The sequence below is a fragment of the Streptomyces sp. R33 genome, assembly GCF_041200175.1.
Taxonomy (GTDB): domain Bacteria; phylum Actinomycetota; class Actinomycetes; order Streptomycetales; family Streptomycetaceae; genus Streptomyces; species Streptomyces katrae_B.
The window spans coordinates 8,029,309-8,042,926 of record NZ_CP165727.1; the positions used below are offsets into that span (position 1 = coordinate 8,029,309).

Here is a 13,618-nt window from a genome sequence, read left to right on the forward strand (position 1 = left end):
TGACACAGGCAATCGCTCGTTCGACGTCCGAAACGCGTTGCGTGCAAGGGTGTTCGGTATGCCCATGAATCCCGGGGCTCGCCCGCTCGGCACCCTGGACGGCATCACGCAAACATTTCGTACGCGCACGCTATCGCTGCATCGTCTCAATTGATCGGGGGATTCGAATGAGTGTCGATGTGATGGTCTACGATGATCTTTCCCTGTCCCGATGTGCGCTCACGGCACTGCTGGAACAGGATCCGGCGATCAGGGTCGTGGGATCGGTGGACAACAGGTATGCCGCGCTCGAGTTCGCCGAGCTGAATCGACCCGAGGTCGTGGTCATCAGTTTCGAAGGCCGGGACGAGGAAACGGTCGATATCGCCGAGAAGATCGCCATCCTTCCCAACGTCCGCACGCTGTTGGTCGCCACCGCATGCGTCCGCTCGGCCGTTCGCAGGGCCTTCGCCGGGGAGATCGGCGGAATGGTGCGGCGCAGTGTCCCGCCTCAGCGCCTTTTCGAGGCGATCCATCTGGTGCACGAGGGCGAGCGAGCCTTCGACGCCGAGCTCGCTGTCGCGGCCGTGGCCAACGGAGACTGCCCGCTGACCCCCCGGCAGCTGTCCGTACTCGAGCACCTCGACGGGGGTGACACGGTGGAGGAGATCGCCGCACGGCTGTCGCTGTCCGAAGGGACGGTGCGCAACTACATTTCATCCATCGTGGTGAAACTGGGTGCACGCAACCGCATTGACGCGTTGCGCATCGCCCGGAATCTGGAATGGATCTGATCCGAACAGGGTCGGATCCCGAACGCCCTTGCGGCACAAACGCAAACGCCGAACGTGGATGTCCGCACGACGGCACTGAAACTGCAACGCATCGCACAAGGACGGCTCGAATGCCCAACTCCACTCATCCCGGCGGCGGGCGGCTGCCCCGTCAGGTGGCCGACACCCATGTCGAGGGCCTCGTCGAACTCGACCCGATAGCCGGAACCTTCCTCGGCGTCGCCGAGAGTTCCGGCCGGCTCCCCGACTTCTCGCCGGAGGGCCAGGACGCGGTGACCCAGCTGGCCCGTACGACCCTGCGCCAGCTCGCTGCCGCAGAGGCCCTTCCCGGTGCGGACGACCTCGCCGAGCGTCGCTGCGCCCGGCTGCTGCGTGAGCGGCTCACCGCCGAACTCGCCGTGCACGAGGCAGGCGAGGGCCTGCGTACGGTCAGCAACCTCGACTCACCACTGCACCAGGTCCGCGACGTCCTCACGCTCACGCCCACGGACACGGACGAGGACTGGGCGGCGATCGCGCGACGGCTGCGCGCCGTCCCGGACGCCCTGGCGGGCTACCGCGCCTCTCTGAACACCGGTCTCGCACGCGGGCTGCCCGCAGGGCCACGGCAGGTATCGGCCGTCATCGGCCAGTTGACCGAGTGGATCGGTACCGAACGGAGCTGGTTCGCGGAATTCACCGACCCCGGCCCCGAGCGGCTGCGCGACGAACTCACCACGGCCGCCACCGTCGCCACCGGCGGCCTGGCGGAACTGCGCGACTGGTTCCGTGACACCTACGCCCCGGCCGTCGAAGGCGCACCCGATGTCGTCGGCCGAGAGCGCTACGTCCGTCTCGCCCGTCACCACAACGGCGCCGATCTCGACCTGGACGAGGCCTACGCGTACGGCTGGAGCGAGTTCCACCGGCTGCTCTCCGAGATGCGCGCCGAGGCCGAAAGGGTCTTGCCGGGCGCCGGTACCCCCTGGGAGGCGCTGGCTTGGTGCGACCGGCACGGCGAGGCCGTCGAGGGGGTCGAGGAGACCCGGCAGTGGCTCCAGTCGCTGATGGACGAAACGATCGACACGCTGGACGGCACCCACTTCGAACTGGCCGCGCGGGTACGCCGGGTCGAGTCGCGCATAGCCCCGCGAGGCAGTGCCGCAGCCCCCTACTACACCGAGCCGTCGCTGGACTTCTCCCGGCCCGGACGCACCTGGCTGCCGACGATGGGGGAGACCCGCTTCCCGGTCTACGACCTCGTCACCACCTGGTACCACGAGGGCGTACCCGGTCATCATCTCCAGCTGGCCCAGTGGGCGCACGTCGCCGACGACCTCTCCCGTTACCAGACCACCGTGGGCCTGGTCAACGCGAACGCCGAGGGCTGGGCGCTGTACGCCGAGCGCCTGATGGACGAGCTCGGCTTCCTCTCCAACGCCGAGCGTCGGCTGGGCTATCTGGACGCCCAGATGATGCGGGCCATTCGTGTGATCGTCGACATCGGGATGCACCTGGAGCTGGAGATCCCGAAGGACTCCCCCTTCCACCCGTGCGAGCGCTGGACGCCGGGGCTGGCTCAGGAGTTCCTCGCCCGCCACACCAGCCGCCCGGCCGACTACGTCGAGAGCGAGGTCATCCGCTATCTGGGCATGGCGGGCCAGGCCATCGGCTACAAGCTCGGCGAGCGTGTCTGGCTCATGGGCCGCGAGGCGGCCCGAGTGCGACACGGAGCGGACTTCGACCTCAAGGCCTGGCACATGGCCGCGCTGTCGCAGGGCTCGCTGGGCTTGGACGACCTGCTGAGCGAGATTTCAGCGCTCTGAGGGCTGGGCGGTCACGTGCACCGGCCGCCGCTCAGAGCCGGACGATGACGAGGGCGGTGTCGTCGGTGGCGCCCATGGCGGGGAGCAGGTCGAGGAGAAGCGCGTCGGCGAGCGGCTCGGGGTCGGTCCCGCGGTGGTGGGTGAGGGCGTCGGCGAGGCGGGCGAGGCCGGTGTCGATGTCCTCGCGGCGGCGTTCGATCAGGCCGTCGGTGTAGAGGACGAGGGTGTCGCCTTCGGCGAAGGCTGTGGTGGCCTGCGGACGGGCGACGTGGTCGGGGCGGGCACCGAGCGGGGGATCGGTGGCCTGGTCGAGGAATTCGACGGTGCCGTCGCTGCGGAGCAGGGCGGGCGGGGGATGGCCGGCGCTGCTGTACGTGATGGTGTGGGTGTCCCAGTCGATGCAGGTCTCGACGGCGGTGGTGTTCTCGGCGCCTTCGACGGAGCGCGCGTAGAGACCGAGGACTTCCAGGGCTTGGGCGGGACCGTCGGCGACACGGGAAGCGGCGCTGAGGGCGCTGCGGAGCAGGCCCATGACGCAGGCGGCGTGGAGGCCGTGGCCCACGACATCGCCGACGGCGACCCCGATGCGGTCACCGGGCAGGTCGACGAGGTCGTACCAGTCGCCGCAGACGTTGAGCGTTCCCGTGGCGGGCTGGTAGCGCACGGCGGCTCGGTGGTGGCCGACGGGGCCGGGGGCGGGCAGCATCGCGTCCTGCAGGGCGAGGGCGACCTCACGCTCGCGGGCGTGGGCCTCGCGGAGCCGTTCGTTGAGCTCCTGCAGCTCCCGGGCCCGGGTGTACAGCTCGGCCTCCAGCACCCCGGTGCGGCTGCCTCGCCCGCCGCGGGCCTTGATGAGCTCGGTGACCTCCTCGACGCGGTGAACCAGCACCACGACCCGGCCGTCCGGTCCGAGCACCGGCACGTTGACCGGGCTCCAGTACCGTTCCTCCCACTCACCCGGCCGTTCCACGGACTCCACGTCGTAGCGCTGCAGGGCCATCGTGTCCCGCTCGCCGGTGGTGAGCACCCGCTGGAGTGAGGCGCGCAGGTTCCGCGCGCCGTTGGCGGAGGGGTCGCCGGGATTGTCGGGGAAGACGTCGAACAGGTACCGGCCCACCAGCTGCTCGCGCGTCCGGCCCGACATCCGCAGGAACTCCTCGTTCACGTCCGCGTACACCAGTTCGGGAGTCAGCAGCGCGACCATGCCGGGCAGTGCCTGGAACACCGCCGCGTAGTCGATTCCCGCCTCCGCCATGGTCGGCCCGCCTCAGCGCTCGATGCCGTCTGTGATTCCCACGATAGAAGCCGGGTGATGAGAGTGGGGCAATCCGTTGGGCAGGACGTGGGCGGGCCGCCTGAGCGCCGGGCTCGCCCCTCGCTCGTGGTGCCGGTTGCAGTGGCGGCCCTTCAGGTGCGCCCCGGTGCCGGCACCGGGCCGGACGGAACCGCTGCCGCGCGGCGGGGGAGCAGCAGCGGGGTCGCCAGGAGGAGTACGCCGGCCAGGCCGATGGCCGTACGCGGGCCGAGCAGGGCACCCAGCACGCCCCACACGGCCGTCAGGAGCGCGGTCGTGGCCTTGGTCGTCACCGCCCAGGCGGCCAGCGTGCGGGTGACCCGGTCGGGCGCGGTGCGCTCGAGGCGGCAGGTGGCGTGGACGGGGTTGAAGACCCCGCAGCAGAAGATGAGCCCGAGTTCGACACCCATCACCAGCAGCAGCCCGCCCGTGCCCGGCCCCAGGAAGGCCAGGCCGATGGGCCAGAGCGCGCGCAGGGTCCCGGCCACGGCCAGGACCTGGTGCTGTCCGAACCGGGTGACGAGTGGTCGGGCCAGCCGTGAACCGAGCAGCCCGCCGATCGAGGGCGCGGCGAAGGCGAGGCCGTACTGCCACGGGGCGAACCCGAGCCGCCCGAGCATCAGGACGGCCAGCAGCGGCTGGGCGGCCATGACCAGGCCGTTGAACAAGACGGTGTTGAAGAACAACGGGCGCAGCGTCGCGTCGGCGAGGACGTACCGCCAGCCGTCGAGCAGGTCCCGGGCCCGGATGCGCGCGCCCGCCGCGCGCTCGGGATGCGGCTCGTGCCCGCCCGTCGCACGGATGCCCAGGGCCGAGAGCAGGTAGCTGACCGCGTCTGCCACCACGGTCGCCATCGGGCCGAGCAGTCCGATCGCCGCGCCGCCCAGCGGCGGTCCGATGATCGTGGTCGTCCAGGCCGTCGACTCGAACCGGGCGTTGGCGACGAGCAGGTCCTCGGCTGGCAGCAGCGATTTCAGGTACGCGCCGGAGGCGGCGCGGAAGGTGATGTCGGCCGCCGCGACGACGACCGACACCAGTAGAAGCTGGACGAAGGTGAGCACGCCGAGCGCGAACGCGAGGGGAAGCGTCAGCAGTGCCGCGCACCGCACCAGGTCCGTCGCGATCAGCACCGGCCGCTTGCGGCGGAACTCCACCCAAGGACCGAGCGGCACCGCCACGGCCGCGCCCACCGCAGCTCCCGCGGAGGAGAGCGCTGCGACCTCGGCCGGTCCGGCGTGCAGCACCTGGACGGCGATCAGTGGGAACGCGCCGAAGGCGAGCCACGTACCGAGCGCGCTGGTCCCGTACGCCCCCCAAAGCCACCCGAACGACCGTCCCGGCCGCTGTCCGCTCCTCATGTCCGATGCCCCTCGCCCGCACAACCAATACGCGACCGGAAGCATCGAAGCGCGAAACATCCCCGGGGATCAAACAACCACAGAGGCCATCAGCCACAACCGGTGGTTGTGCTCATAGGCTACGGGCATGGACCTCGACACCATCCGGACCTTCGTCGCCGCCGCCGATGCGGGGCAGTTCCGGGAGGCAGCCGCCGAGCTGGCGATCACCCAGCAGGCCGTCTCCAAACGCATCGCCACGCTGGAGCGCAACCTCGGCGTGCGCCTGTTCACCCGCACCCCGCGCGGCGCCGAGCTCACCATCGACGGGCAGGCGTTCCTGCCCCACGCCCGCGAACTGCTTCGTGTCGCCGAGCGCGCCGCCGCGTCCGTACGGACCGGCCACCGTCCACTGCGCGTCGACGTGATCGCCTCGCGCGTCGCACCGTCGGGCCTGATGCGCGGCTTCCACCGAGCGCACCCCGAGATCGACCTCGACGTGCTCATGCTGTTCGACATCCAGTCGGCCGTCGCCGCCATCCGGTCCGGTGAGATCGACGCCTCCTTCCGCGCCGTCGCCGCGCCCGGCCGGCCCCTTCCCGAGGACATCGAGTCCGTCCGGGTCCTCGACGAGCCGCTCCAGCTCCTCACCGGCCCCTCCCACGCGCTGGCGGGTGCCCGGTCGGTGCCCCTCGCTCGGCTCGCCGGGCACCGGATCTGGATGCCCGGCATCGTCCCCGGTACCGAGTGGGCCGCCTACTACGACGACCTCGTCGCCGAGTTCGGTCTCACCATCGAGGCGACCGGCCCCAACTTCGGCTCCGACGCGCTCCTCGACACCGTCGCCGACACGCCGGCCCTGGCCACGTTCATGGGCGAACACACCCGCCTCGTCTGGCCCGCCGACCACGGCCTGCGCCGCATTCCGGTGACCGATCCGACACCGGTCTACCCGCACTCGCTGCTGTGGCACCGAGACAACCCCCACCCGGCGCTGGCCACCCTCCGCGCCCACCTCGCCACCACGCCAACCGGCCACCACGCCGCGGCCGGCACCTGGGTCCCGAGCTGGGTGATGCCGCGCTGAACGTCCCGGGTCACCGCGACTCAGTCGCAGGCTGGTGAACGCGGCGAAGTGCCTCGCGGGGCCCTCGAAGGCCTGGCCGCCGCCGCCCTGCGGTAGAGCCCGGCGTCCGGGATTCCGGCAGATCCCAGCGCCACCGGCTGTACTGCCGGAACCGAGATCGCCCTCGTATCGTTGGCTGATGAGCGCACACGGTATTGACCGTCCAGCCGATCTCGACGTGGTCCGGGAGTCCTATGACCGGGTCGCCGACAACTACGCCGACATGGTCTTGACGACTGGAATCGGCGACATCCGTCGCCATCCATGGCTCAAGGCCTCGATCGACGCCTTCGCCGACACCGTGAGCGCGCTCGGGCCTGTCCTCGATGTCGGCTGTGGACCCGGAACGGTGACCGCCTACCTCGCCGAACGCGGACTCGACGTGTCCGGAGTCGATCTCTCACCCCGCATGATCGAGAACGCCCGCCGTCTGCATCCGCAATGCAGCTTCAGCGTGGCCTCCGCCACCGACCTCGACCTTGGAGAAGCCTCCCTCGGCGGCGTACTCGGGTGGTGGTCACTGTTCAACCTCCCGCGCGAGGTACTTCCTCAGGTCCTCGCCATGTTCGCGCGCGCCCTCAAGCCGGGCGGCCACTTCATCACCGCGACACACGTCGGCGACGAAGACCTGATGCGCACCGAGGCGTACGGAGGCGTGTCCGTTCGTTGGACGACGCACAAGTGGCGGCCGGAACAGCTCGTGGAACTGATAGAGCAGGCGGGATTGCTCCCGGTCGCCGAACTCCGGCTCCCTGCAGACGAGCACACCGGGCCGGGTGTGGTCGTGATGGCCAAGCGGCCCGTCTGAGGAGTGGGTTCCGGAACCGAGGACTTCGGCCAGGGGTGATCCGGCGGCGGCGCACCGTGCTGTCGGTGGCATGTCGGTGGCATGTCTGGCTGTCGGGCCGGTGTCGGCGGCGTGTCGGGCCGGTGTCGGTGGGGCCCGGCACATTTCCAGAGGTACGGCCGGGTGTCCATCCGGCCGTAGGTCTGGGAGGGGATTTCTCGTGCATGACGTAGTGATCGTGGGCGCCGGCCCGGTCGGTTTGTTCCTCGCCTGCGAGCTTGGCCTCGCGGGCTGCTCGGTCCTGGTGCTCGAGCGGGAGCCGGAGCCCGGCTCCCCGTTGAAGGCGGAACCGCTCGGGATGCGCGGCCTGTCCGCCGCTTCGATCGAGGCGTTCTACCGCCGCGGGATGCTGCACCCGCTGCTGACGGCGTCGGGCGTCTCCGTGAACCCCGACGCGGACGAGGCGTCGCCCCCTCGATTCGTCGGCCACTTCGCCGGCATGATGCTCGATCCGGCCAAAGTCGACGTCGCTGCCCTGCCGTTCCGACTTCCCAGCCCGGCACCGGACGTCCTGATGACGTACCTCGAAGCGGTCGAGGCGGTACTGGCCGAGCAGGCTGCCAAGCTGGGCGTGGACGTCCTGCGCGGCGTCACGGTATCGGCCATCGCCCAGAACGACGAGGGGGTGGTCGCGCAAGCCGGGGCGGACTCGTACGCGGCGCGCTGGCTCGTCGGCTGCGACGGCGGACGCAGTACGGTGCGCAGGCTCGCGGGCTTCGACTTCGTCGGCACCGAGCCGCAGTTCACCGGCTACACCATGCAGGCGACCATCGCCGAGCCCGAGCAGCTGCGGCCCGGGTTCAACCTGACGCCGACGGGCATGTACATCCGAATGCCCTCGGAAGGGCACATCGGCATGATGGACTTCGACGGCGGCGCGTTCGATCGCTCGCAGCAGCCGACTCGCGACCATCTCCAGGCGGTTCTGCGCCGGGTGTCCGGCACCGACGTGACGGTGAGCGACGTCCGTCTCGCCTCGAGCTTCACCGACCGGGCGATGCAGACGACGACGTACCGGCAGGGACGCGTCCTGCTCGCCGGCGACGCCGCCCACATCCACTCGCCCCTGGGCGGGCAGGGACTCAACACCGGCATCGGCGACGCCGTGAACCTGGGCTGGAAGCTCGCGGCGACCGTGCACGGGCACGCGCCGGAGGGGCTCCTCGACACGTACACCGGCGAGCGCCATCCGATCGGTGCAGCGGTGCTCGACTGGTCGCGCGCCCAGGTGGCGGCCATGCGGCCGGGCCCGCACGGCCAGGCGATCCAAGGAGTGGTTCGCCACCTGATCGGGACCCGTGATGGAACGACCTACGTGTTCGAGAGGCTGTCGGGATCGTGGGTCCGCTACGACCTCGGCAGCGAGCACCCGCTGGTCGGCCGCAGCGCCCCGGACCTCCGTCTCGAGGACGGTACGCGTCTCGGGGACCTGATGCAGGACGGACGGGGCGTCGCGCTCGATCTCACCGTCGACGGACGCCTGCGCGGTTCAGCGATGCGCTGGGAGAGCCGCATACGGTACGCGGCCGGTCCGGCGCGGAACGACCTCGGACTGGGTGCCGTGCTCGTACGGCCTGACGGCACGGTCGCCTGGGCAGGGGATCGCACCCCGGACCGTGAAGCGTTCGAACGGGCCGCCGGCCGTTGGTTCGGTGGTCCGGAAATCTCCTGAGCACCGGAACACCGACGGTCTCGGCTGGAGAGCCCCCGGACGCCCCGGGCGTGCTCCGTCGGGGTGGTGTGCCCACGGCAATACGCCGCTCTCAGTGCCCCTCCGCCGACTCGGCGATGCGCTTGATGTGCGCGAGGCGCCTGTCCCAGTCGGCGGCGAGCGCGGCCATCCACCGGGCCGTCGCGTCCAGTGCCGCGGGCCGTACTGCGTACCGCACTTCGCGTCCGACCCGGCTGCCCGCAACCAGACCGGCGGCGTCGAGCACGGCGAGGTGCTTGACCACGGCTTGGCGCGAGACGGGGAGCCGGTCCGCGAGTGCCGTCGCGGAGGCCTCGCCCTGCGCCGCGAGCAGGTCGAGCAGCCGCCGTCGCGTGGGGTCGGCCAGGGCGGCGAGGACATCGTCGACGGCTCCCGCCCCGGCGCGGTCTTCGTCGGTCACGCGGAGGACTGCTCGGTGCGCTTCTTGAGGGCGTCGAGCACCTGGGGCCAGCCTCCCGTGTTGTCCTTCACGGCCTTGGCGCGCAGGTCCTCGGGCCCGGACAGGGTCGCGAATCCGCTCTCGACGACGCGGAGCCTCGTCTTGTCGCCTTCCGCGGTCAGGGTGAACTCCACGAGGGTGCTGTTGTCCTCGCGCAGTTCCTCTCCCGGGAACGCGCTGGCCCAGCGGTACGCCAGGTAGGTCTGGGGCTCGACCTTCTCCACGCGCACCGGGAAATCGCCGTACTCGGCGTTCCGCGCCACGAGGGACTCTCCCTCCCGGGCCACGGCGCCGGACAGGCCCGCGGGGTCGGCGACCCAGAAGCCGGGCTCTGCCACCAGCGGCCAGACCCGGTCCAGGGGTGCGTCGATCAGGGTCTCGCGTTCGATCCGGTCTTCGCTCATGACGGAACTCCTTCATCCGCGATCCAATGATGCAACTCCAGGGTTGCACGTCGGCGACCCCACGTGCAACCCGGAGGTTGCGTCTGAGGTCCTCGCGCCGGTTGGCGGGGAGTCGGGCACCGGAACCTGGCGGGAGCGATCGATCAATGACTGCGGATGACGGCGAGAAGTCCACCGTCGTATGCGTAGCGCCCACCAGCACGCTGCAGCAGAGCCTCGTGCAGCCTTCGGATCTCCGCCCGCGCCAACGTCGTGTTGCGGAAGCGGATGGTGGTGACCGCCGCCCGGGGGCCGGGACCGACGGGCTGGAAACGTTCCCACACGACGTTCTTCGTCGCCCGGGGCGCCAGTTCGCCCACCACGACGAACTCCTGCAGCACACCCCAGCGCGTCGATCGCAGCGTGACCCGTCCCAGCTCTTCCCAGGTCGCGCTCCATTCATGACCTTCACGCAAGAAGTAGAGCCCGTCACCCGCCACGCGCACGCACGCCGCGTCCCCGCGCGCCATGGCCAGTCCTCCCAGGCTCAGCAGGGCAACCGCGACGATGCCCGCCAATGCGGCGGAGAGGGGATGGTCCGCGAAGGAGAACGCGGCCACGCCGAGCGGAACGGTCCCTGCGAGCGTGGCCGCGACAGCGACGCGCATGTGCCCCATCGAGTACCGCACCTCGACGGGTGGCCGTGATCCCCGCTCAACGGCTGCCGCGGCCGGAACCGCATCCACCACCGTTTCGCCGGCCGGCAAGGCCGGCGGCCCGGACCCTCCGGGCGGAGGCGGCGGAGGCGGAGACGTGGACGGCAGGCCTGGCAGAGCCGCAGGCGCGCGCCCACCCATGTCCGCAGCGGCCACCGGACGCGTCACGGTCTCCGCACCGCCCCCGCTCAGCGCGGACAGCACCTCCTCCGCAGACGGCCGCCTCTCGGGTCGCTTTTCCAGGCACTCGCCCACCACCGTCCCGAGCCCCTGCGGCAGGTGTTCCAGGTTCGGCATCTCGTGCACGACCCGGTAGAGCAACCCGGCCGCACTGCCCTCCCCGAACGGCATCCGCCCAGTGGCCGCGAAGCACAGAACCGTCCCGAGCGAGAAGATGTCGCTGGCCGTGCCGACACTGCCGCCCCGGGCCTGCTCGGGCGACATGAATCCGACGGTGCCGATCGCCACGCCCGTCCGGGTGAGCACGGTCGCACCGTTCAGCGCCTTGGCGATCCCGAAGTCGATGAGCCGCGGCCCGTTCTCCGTGAGCAGCACGTTCGCGGGCTTGAGGTCCCGGTGGACGAGCCCCGCCCGGTGTACGGAGTGCAGCGCTTCTGCCAGGCCCGCGCCGAGCCGCCACACCTCGTCCTCCGTCAACGGCCCGTTCTCCCGGACCCGTTCGGCAAGGTTGGGTGCCGGAATGTAGTCGCTGGCCACCCAGGGTGTCTCCGCCTCCGGATCCGCGTCGACCACGGTCGCCGTCCAGAACCCTCCGACCGCCTTGGCCGCCTCCACCTCGCGCCGAAACCGCGTCCGGAAGCCGGGGTCCGAGGCGATCTCCGGCCGGACGACCTTCACCGCCACCCGCCGACCGCTGCGCGACTCGCCGAGGTAGACCTGCCCCATGCCGCCTGCGCCGAGCCGCGCCGTAATCCGGTACGGGCCGACGGCCGCCGGGTCACCGGCCTTCAGCTGCTCCACATTTCCCCCGAGTGCAATCGCCTACGAGAGAACTTAGGGCCGGCCCGCACCCGGTGTCAGCCCGACATCGGTAGACAGGAGCCATCCCTGCAGGCCGCCTTTCTCCGGGCGAGCGGCGGGCCAGCGACACCCCGTTGCGCTCCGAGCTCACCGGGGCTCGAGCGCCGTCCGGCGGGCCGGGTGCCCGCGGCGGATCCATACTGGGGAACGTGAGGCGTTCTCGGACGGCGTGCGTCTGCGCTGCCGCTTTGGTCGCCGCGGTCCTGCCGCTCGGCGTGGGGACCGCTCCGGCCGCGGCCGGCGCCGAACCCGCGCGGAAGTGTGTGAGCTCCCCGGACCCCCGAGCGGCCTCGGGCCAGGCGGCCCGCGTCCTCGACATCGCCCGCGCGTCGCAACGGGAGTTCGGGCTCAACTCGGTCGTCTTCCGCGTCACCACCGGGCAGCGGAACATCGTCACCGGAGCGCTCGGCACATCGATGACCGGAGTCCCCGCCGACCCCGCCATGCACTTCCGTACCGGCTCGGTCGGCATCGTCTACATGGCCACCGCACTGCTCGCCCTCGTCGACGAGGGCCAGGTCGGCCTCGACGACCCCCTCTCGAAGTGGCTGCCCGACGTCCCCCACGCCGACGAGATCACCCTGCGCATGCTGGGCAGTTCCACCTCCGGCATCCACGACTACGTCACCGACCCGGTGTTCCTCAAGGAGCTCGAGGCCAAGCCCTTCCGCCAGTGGACCCCGGCGGACACCCTGGCCATCACCAGCAAGCACCCGCTCTGGTACAAGCCGGGCACGAGCTTCAGCTACTCCCACGAGAACTTCCAGCTGCTCGGCGCCGCCCTCGAGAAGATCACCGGCCAGCCCCTCGACCAGGTGCTCCAGGAACTCGTACTGGACCCGCTCGGCCTGCACGAGACGAGGAACTCCGCGACCCCCGAGATCCCGGTCCCGGCCCTGCACGCCTTCACCTCGGAACGCGGTACGTACGAGGAGTCGAGCTACTGGAACCCCTCGTGGACCACCGCCCCGGGCGCGGTCCTCACCGGGGACATCTGCGATCTGGCCACCTCCGCCCGCGGTATCGGCACCGGAGCCCTGCTGTCGAAGGAGGCCTTCCGGACCCAGATGAACCCCGGCACGGTCGGCCTGGGCACCCCGACCAAGGAGTGCCCGGCCCCGTACTGCCGGAAGAACACCGAGGCCCTCCACTTCGGGTTCGGCGTCCTGGTCCTGCGCGATTGGATCGCGACGAATCCGTCCTTCTCCGGATACGCGGCCGTCTCGGCCTACCTTCCGGCGCAGGAGCTGTCCATCGCGGTCTCCGTGACCAAGGGCCCCTCGTCCCCCGAGGACAACTCCGCCTCCACGGTGGCCGAACGGATCGCCGAGGCCCTCGCTCCCGACCACCCGCTCACCTTCGGCTGAGGCCGCGGGCGGCTCCGCGAGCGGGTCCCGTACGGGCCCCCCGGGGCGGTGTGTCAGGTGGTGACGCCGCTGGGGTCTTCACGCGGGCCCCGGGGATGAAGCGCTGGCGCTCAAGACGCGCCACCCGGATTGGGTGGCGCTCAAGGACGGTCCGCCCGCGCCCGGGTTCGACGCCGTCAACTCACCCGGCCTGCTGCGGTCCATCGACCTCGGCGGACGGACCGTCGTGCAGAAGACCACGGCAGGGACGGTCGGCGCCCTTGCGGTCAAGGAGGCGTCGCTGGTGCTGTGCGCCGGCTTCGTGGTGGCGGAGGCAACGGCTCGGCTCCTGCGGACACGCGGCTGCGACAGCGTCACGTTCGTCGTCACCGGCGAAGACGGGCACGCCGACGAAGATCTGGCGTGCGCTCAGTACATCGCCCGGAGGGCCGCTGACGCCGGAACGGATGCAGCTGAGTTCCTCCGCCGCGCCGGCGCGTCGCGCGCCGCCGCCGAGCTGACGGAGGGTGTGCGTCAAGGAGCCCATCCTGACGACGTCGCACTCTGTCTTGAGCTCGACCGGTTCCCCTTTGCCGTGGTGGCGACCTTGGAGAACTCGCTCATGGTCCTCCGTCCCTGCGCCGTGCCTTCACTGACCGGCGAGGCTTCGATCTGACGACCGGCGGGCCCGCGCACACACCTGGCCGTACAGGGCAGTTGGCGGCCCGCGTTTCCCGCTTGTGATCAGTATGTCGTGATCGTGTCACGATCAGGTGGGCCCCTCCGGATGGGTGCGACCC

Annotated in this window: 11 protein-coding genes and 1 pseudogene; 7 read left to right on the plus strand and 5 right to left on the minus strand. The window is 70.8% G+C overall.

Annotated features, from left to right (window positions below; all coding sequences use genetic code 11):
- Positions 1 to 167: 167 nt before the first annotated feature.
- Positions 168 to 773, plus strand: a complete 606-nt coding sequence (locus AB5J51_RS36830) for a response regulator transcription factor (RefSeq protein ID WP_369779719.1) — start codon at positions 168 to 170, stop codon at positions 771 to 773.
- Between the two features lie 110 nt (positions 774 to 883).
- Positions 884 to 2,578 (plus strand): DUF885 domain-containing protein, encoded by a 1,695-nt coding sequence (locus AB5J51_RS36835; RefSeq protein ID WP_369779720.1) that lies wholly within the window; start codon positions 884 to 886, stop codon positions 2,576 to 2,578.
- 31 nt (positions 2,579 to 2,609) lie between these two features.
- Here AB5J51_RS36835 and AB5J51_RS36840 read toward each other — a convergent pair whose 3' ends face one another.
- Positions 2,610 to 3,833, minus strand: a complete 1,224-nt coding sequence (locus tag AB5J51_RS36840) for a PP2C family protein-serine/threonine phosphatase (RefSeq protein WP_369779721.1) — start codon at positions 3,831 to 3,833, stop codon at positions 2,610 to 2,612.
- Positions 3,834 to 3,985: 152 nt separating this feature from the next.
- Positions 3,986 to 5,230, minus strand: coding sequence for an MFS transporter (locus AB5J51_RS36845; RefSeq protein ID WP_136223631.1), 1,245 nt, complete (start codon positions 5,228 to 5,230; stop codon positions 3,986 to 3,988).
- Between the two features lie 127 nt (positions 5,231 to 5,357).
- On the opposite strand from AB5J51_RS36845, the gene AB5J51_RS36850 reads away from it, so the two are divergent.
- The 3 genes from AB5J51_RS36850 to AB5J51_RS36860 all read left to right on the plus strand — a co-directional run bounded on the left by AB5J51_RS36850 (position 5,358) and on the right by AB5J51_RS36860 (position 8,854).
- Entirely contained in the window at positions 5,358 to 6,296 is a 939-nt protein-coding gene (locus tag AB5J51_RS36850; RefSeq protein WP_369779722.1) for a LysR family transcriptional regulator, read from the plus strand.
- A gap of 178 nt (positions 6,297 to 6,474) precedes the next feature.
- The gene (locus tag AB5J51_RS36855; protein ID WP_369779723.1) at positions 6,475 to 7,143 is read left to right on the plus strand and encodes a methyltransferase domain-containing protein; all 669 of its coding nucleotides are present in this window, start codon (positions 6,475 to 6,477) and stop codon (positions 7,141 to 7,143) included.
- Between the two features lie 199 nt (positions 7,144 to 7,342).
- Positions 7,343 to 8,854: an FAD-dependent monooxygenase gene (locus AB5J51_RS36860; protein WP_136223635.1), complete on the plus strand. Its 1,512-nt coding sequence runs from the start codon at positions 7,343 to 7,345 to the stop codon at positions 8,852 to 8,854.
- A 91-nt stretch (positions 8,855 to 8,945) separates the two neighbouring features.
- Here AB5J51_RS36860 and AB5J51_RS36865 read toward each other — a convergent pair whose 3' ends face one another.
- The 3 genes from AB5J51_RS36865 to AB5J51_RS36875 form a co-directional block, all read right to left on the minus strand.
- The gene (locus tag AB5J51_RS36865) at positions 8,946 to 9,293 is read right to left on the minus strand and encodes an ArsR/SmtB family transcription factor (RefSeq protein ID WP_369779724.1); all 348 of its coding nucleotides are present in this window, start codon (positions 9,291 to 9,293) and stop codon (positions 8,946 to 8,948) included.
- Complete coding sequence (locus tag AB5J51_RS36870; protein ID WP_369779725.1) at positions 9,290 to 9,736, minus strand: SRPBCC domain-containing protein; 447 nt, start codon at positions 9,734 to 9,736, stop codon at positions 9,290 to 9,292. The genes AB5J51_RS36865 and AB5J51_RS36870 overlap by 4 nt, the downstream gene beginning before the upstream one ends.
- Positions 9,737 to 9,879: 143 nt before the next feature.
- Positions 9,880 to 11,412, minus strand: a complete 1,533-nt coding sequence (locus tag AB5J51_RS36875; RefSeq protein ID WP_369779726.1) for a serine/threonine-protein kinase — start codon at positions 11,410 to 11,412, stop codon at positions 9,880 to 9,882.
- A gap of 209 nt (positions 11,413 to 11,621) precedes the next feature.
- Between AB5J51_RS36875 and AB5J51_RS36880 the strand changes: the two genes are divergently transcribed.
- Together AB5J51_RS36880 and AB5J51_RS36885 are read left to right on the plus strand one after the other, a co-directional pair.
- Positions 11,622 to 12,839, plus strand: a complete 1,218-nt coding sequence (locus tag AB5J51_RS36880) for a serine hydrolase domain-containing protein (protein ID WP_369779727.1) — start codon at positions 11,622 to 11,624, stop codon at positions 12,837 to 12,839.
- 94 nt (positions 12,840 to 12,933) lie between these two features.
- Positions 12,934 to 13,494: pseudogene (locus AB5J51_RS36885) on the plus strand (2-phosphosulfolactate phosphatase); the annotation flags it as partial.
- Between the last annotated feature and the right edge of the window lie 124 nt (positions 13,495 to 13,618).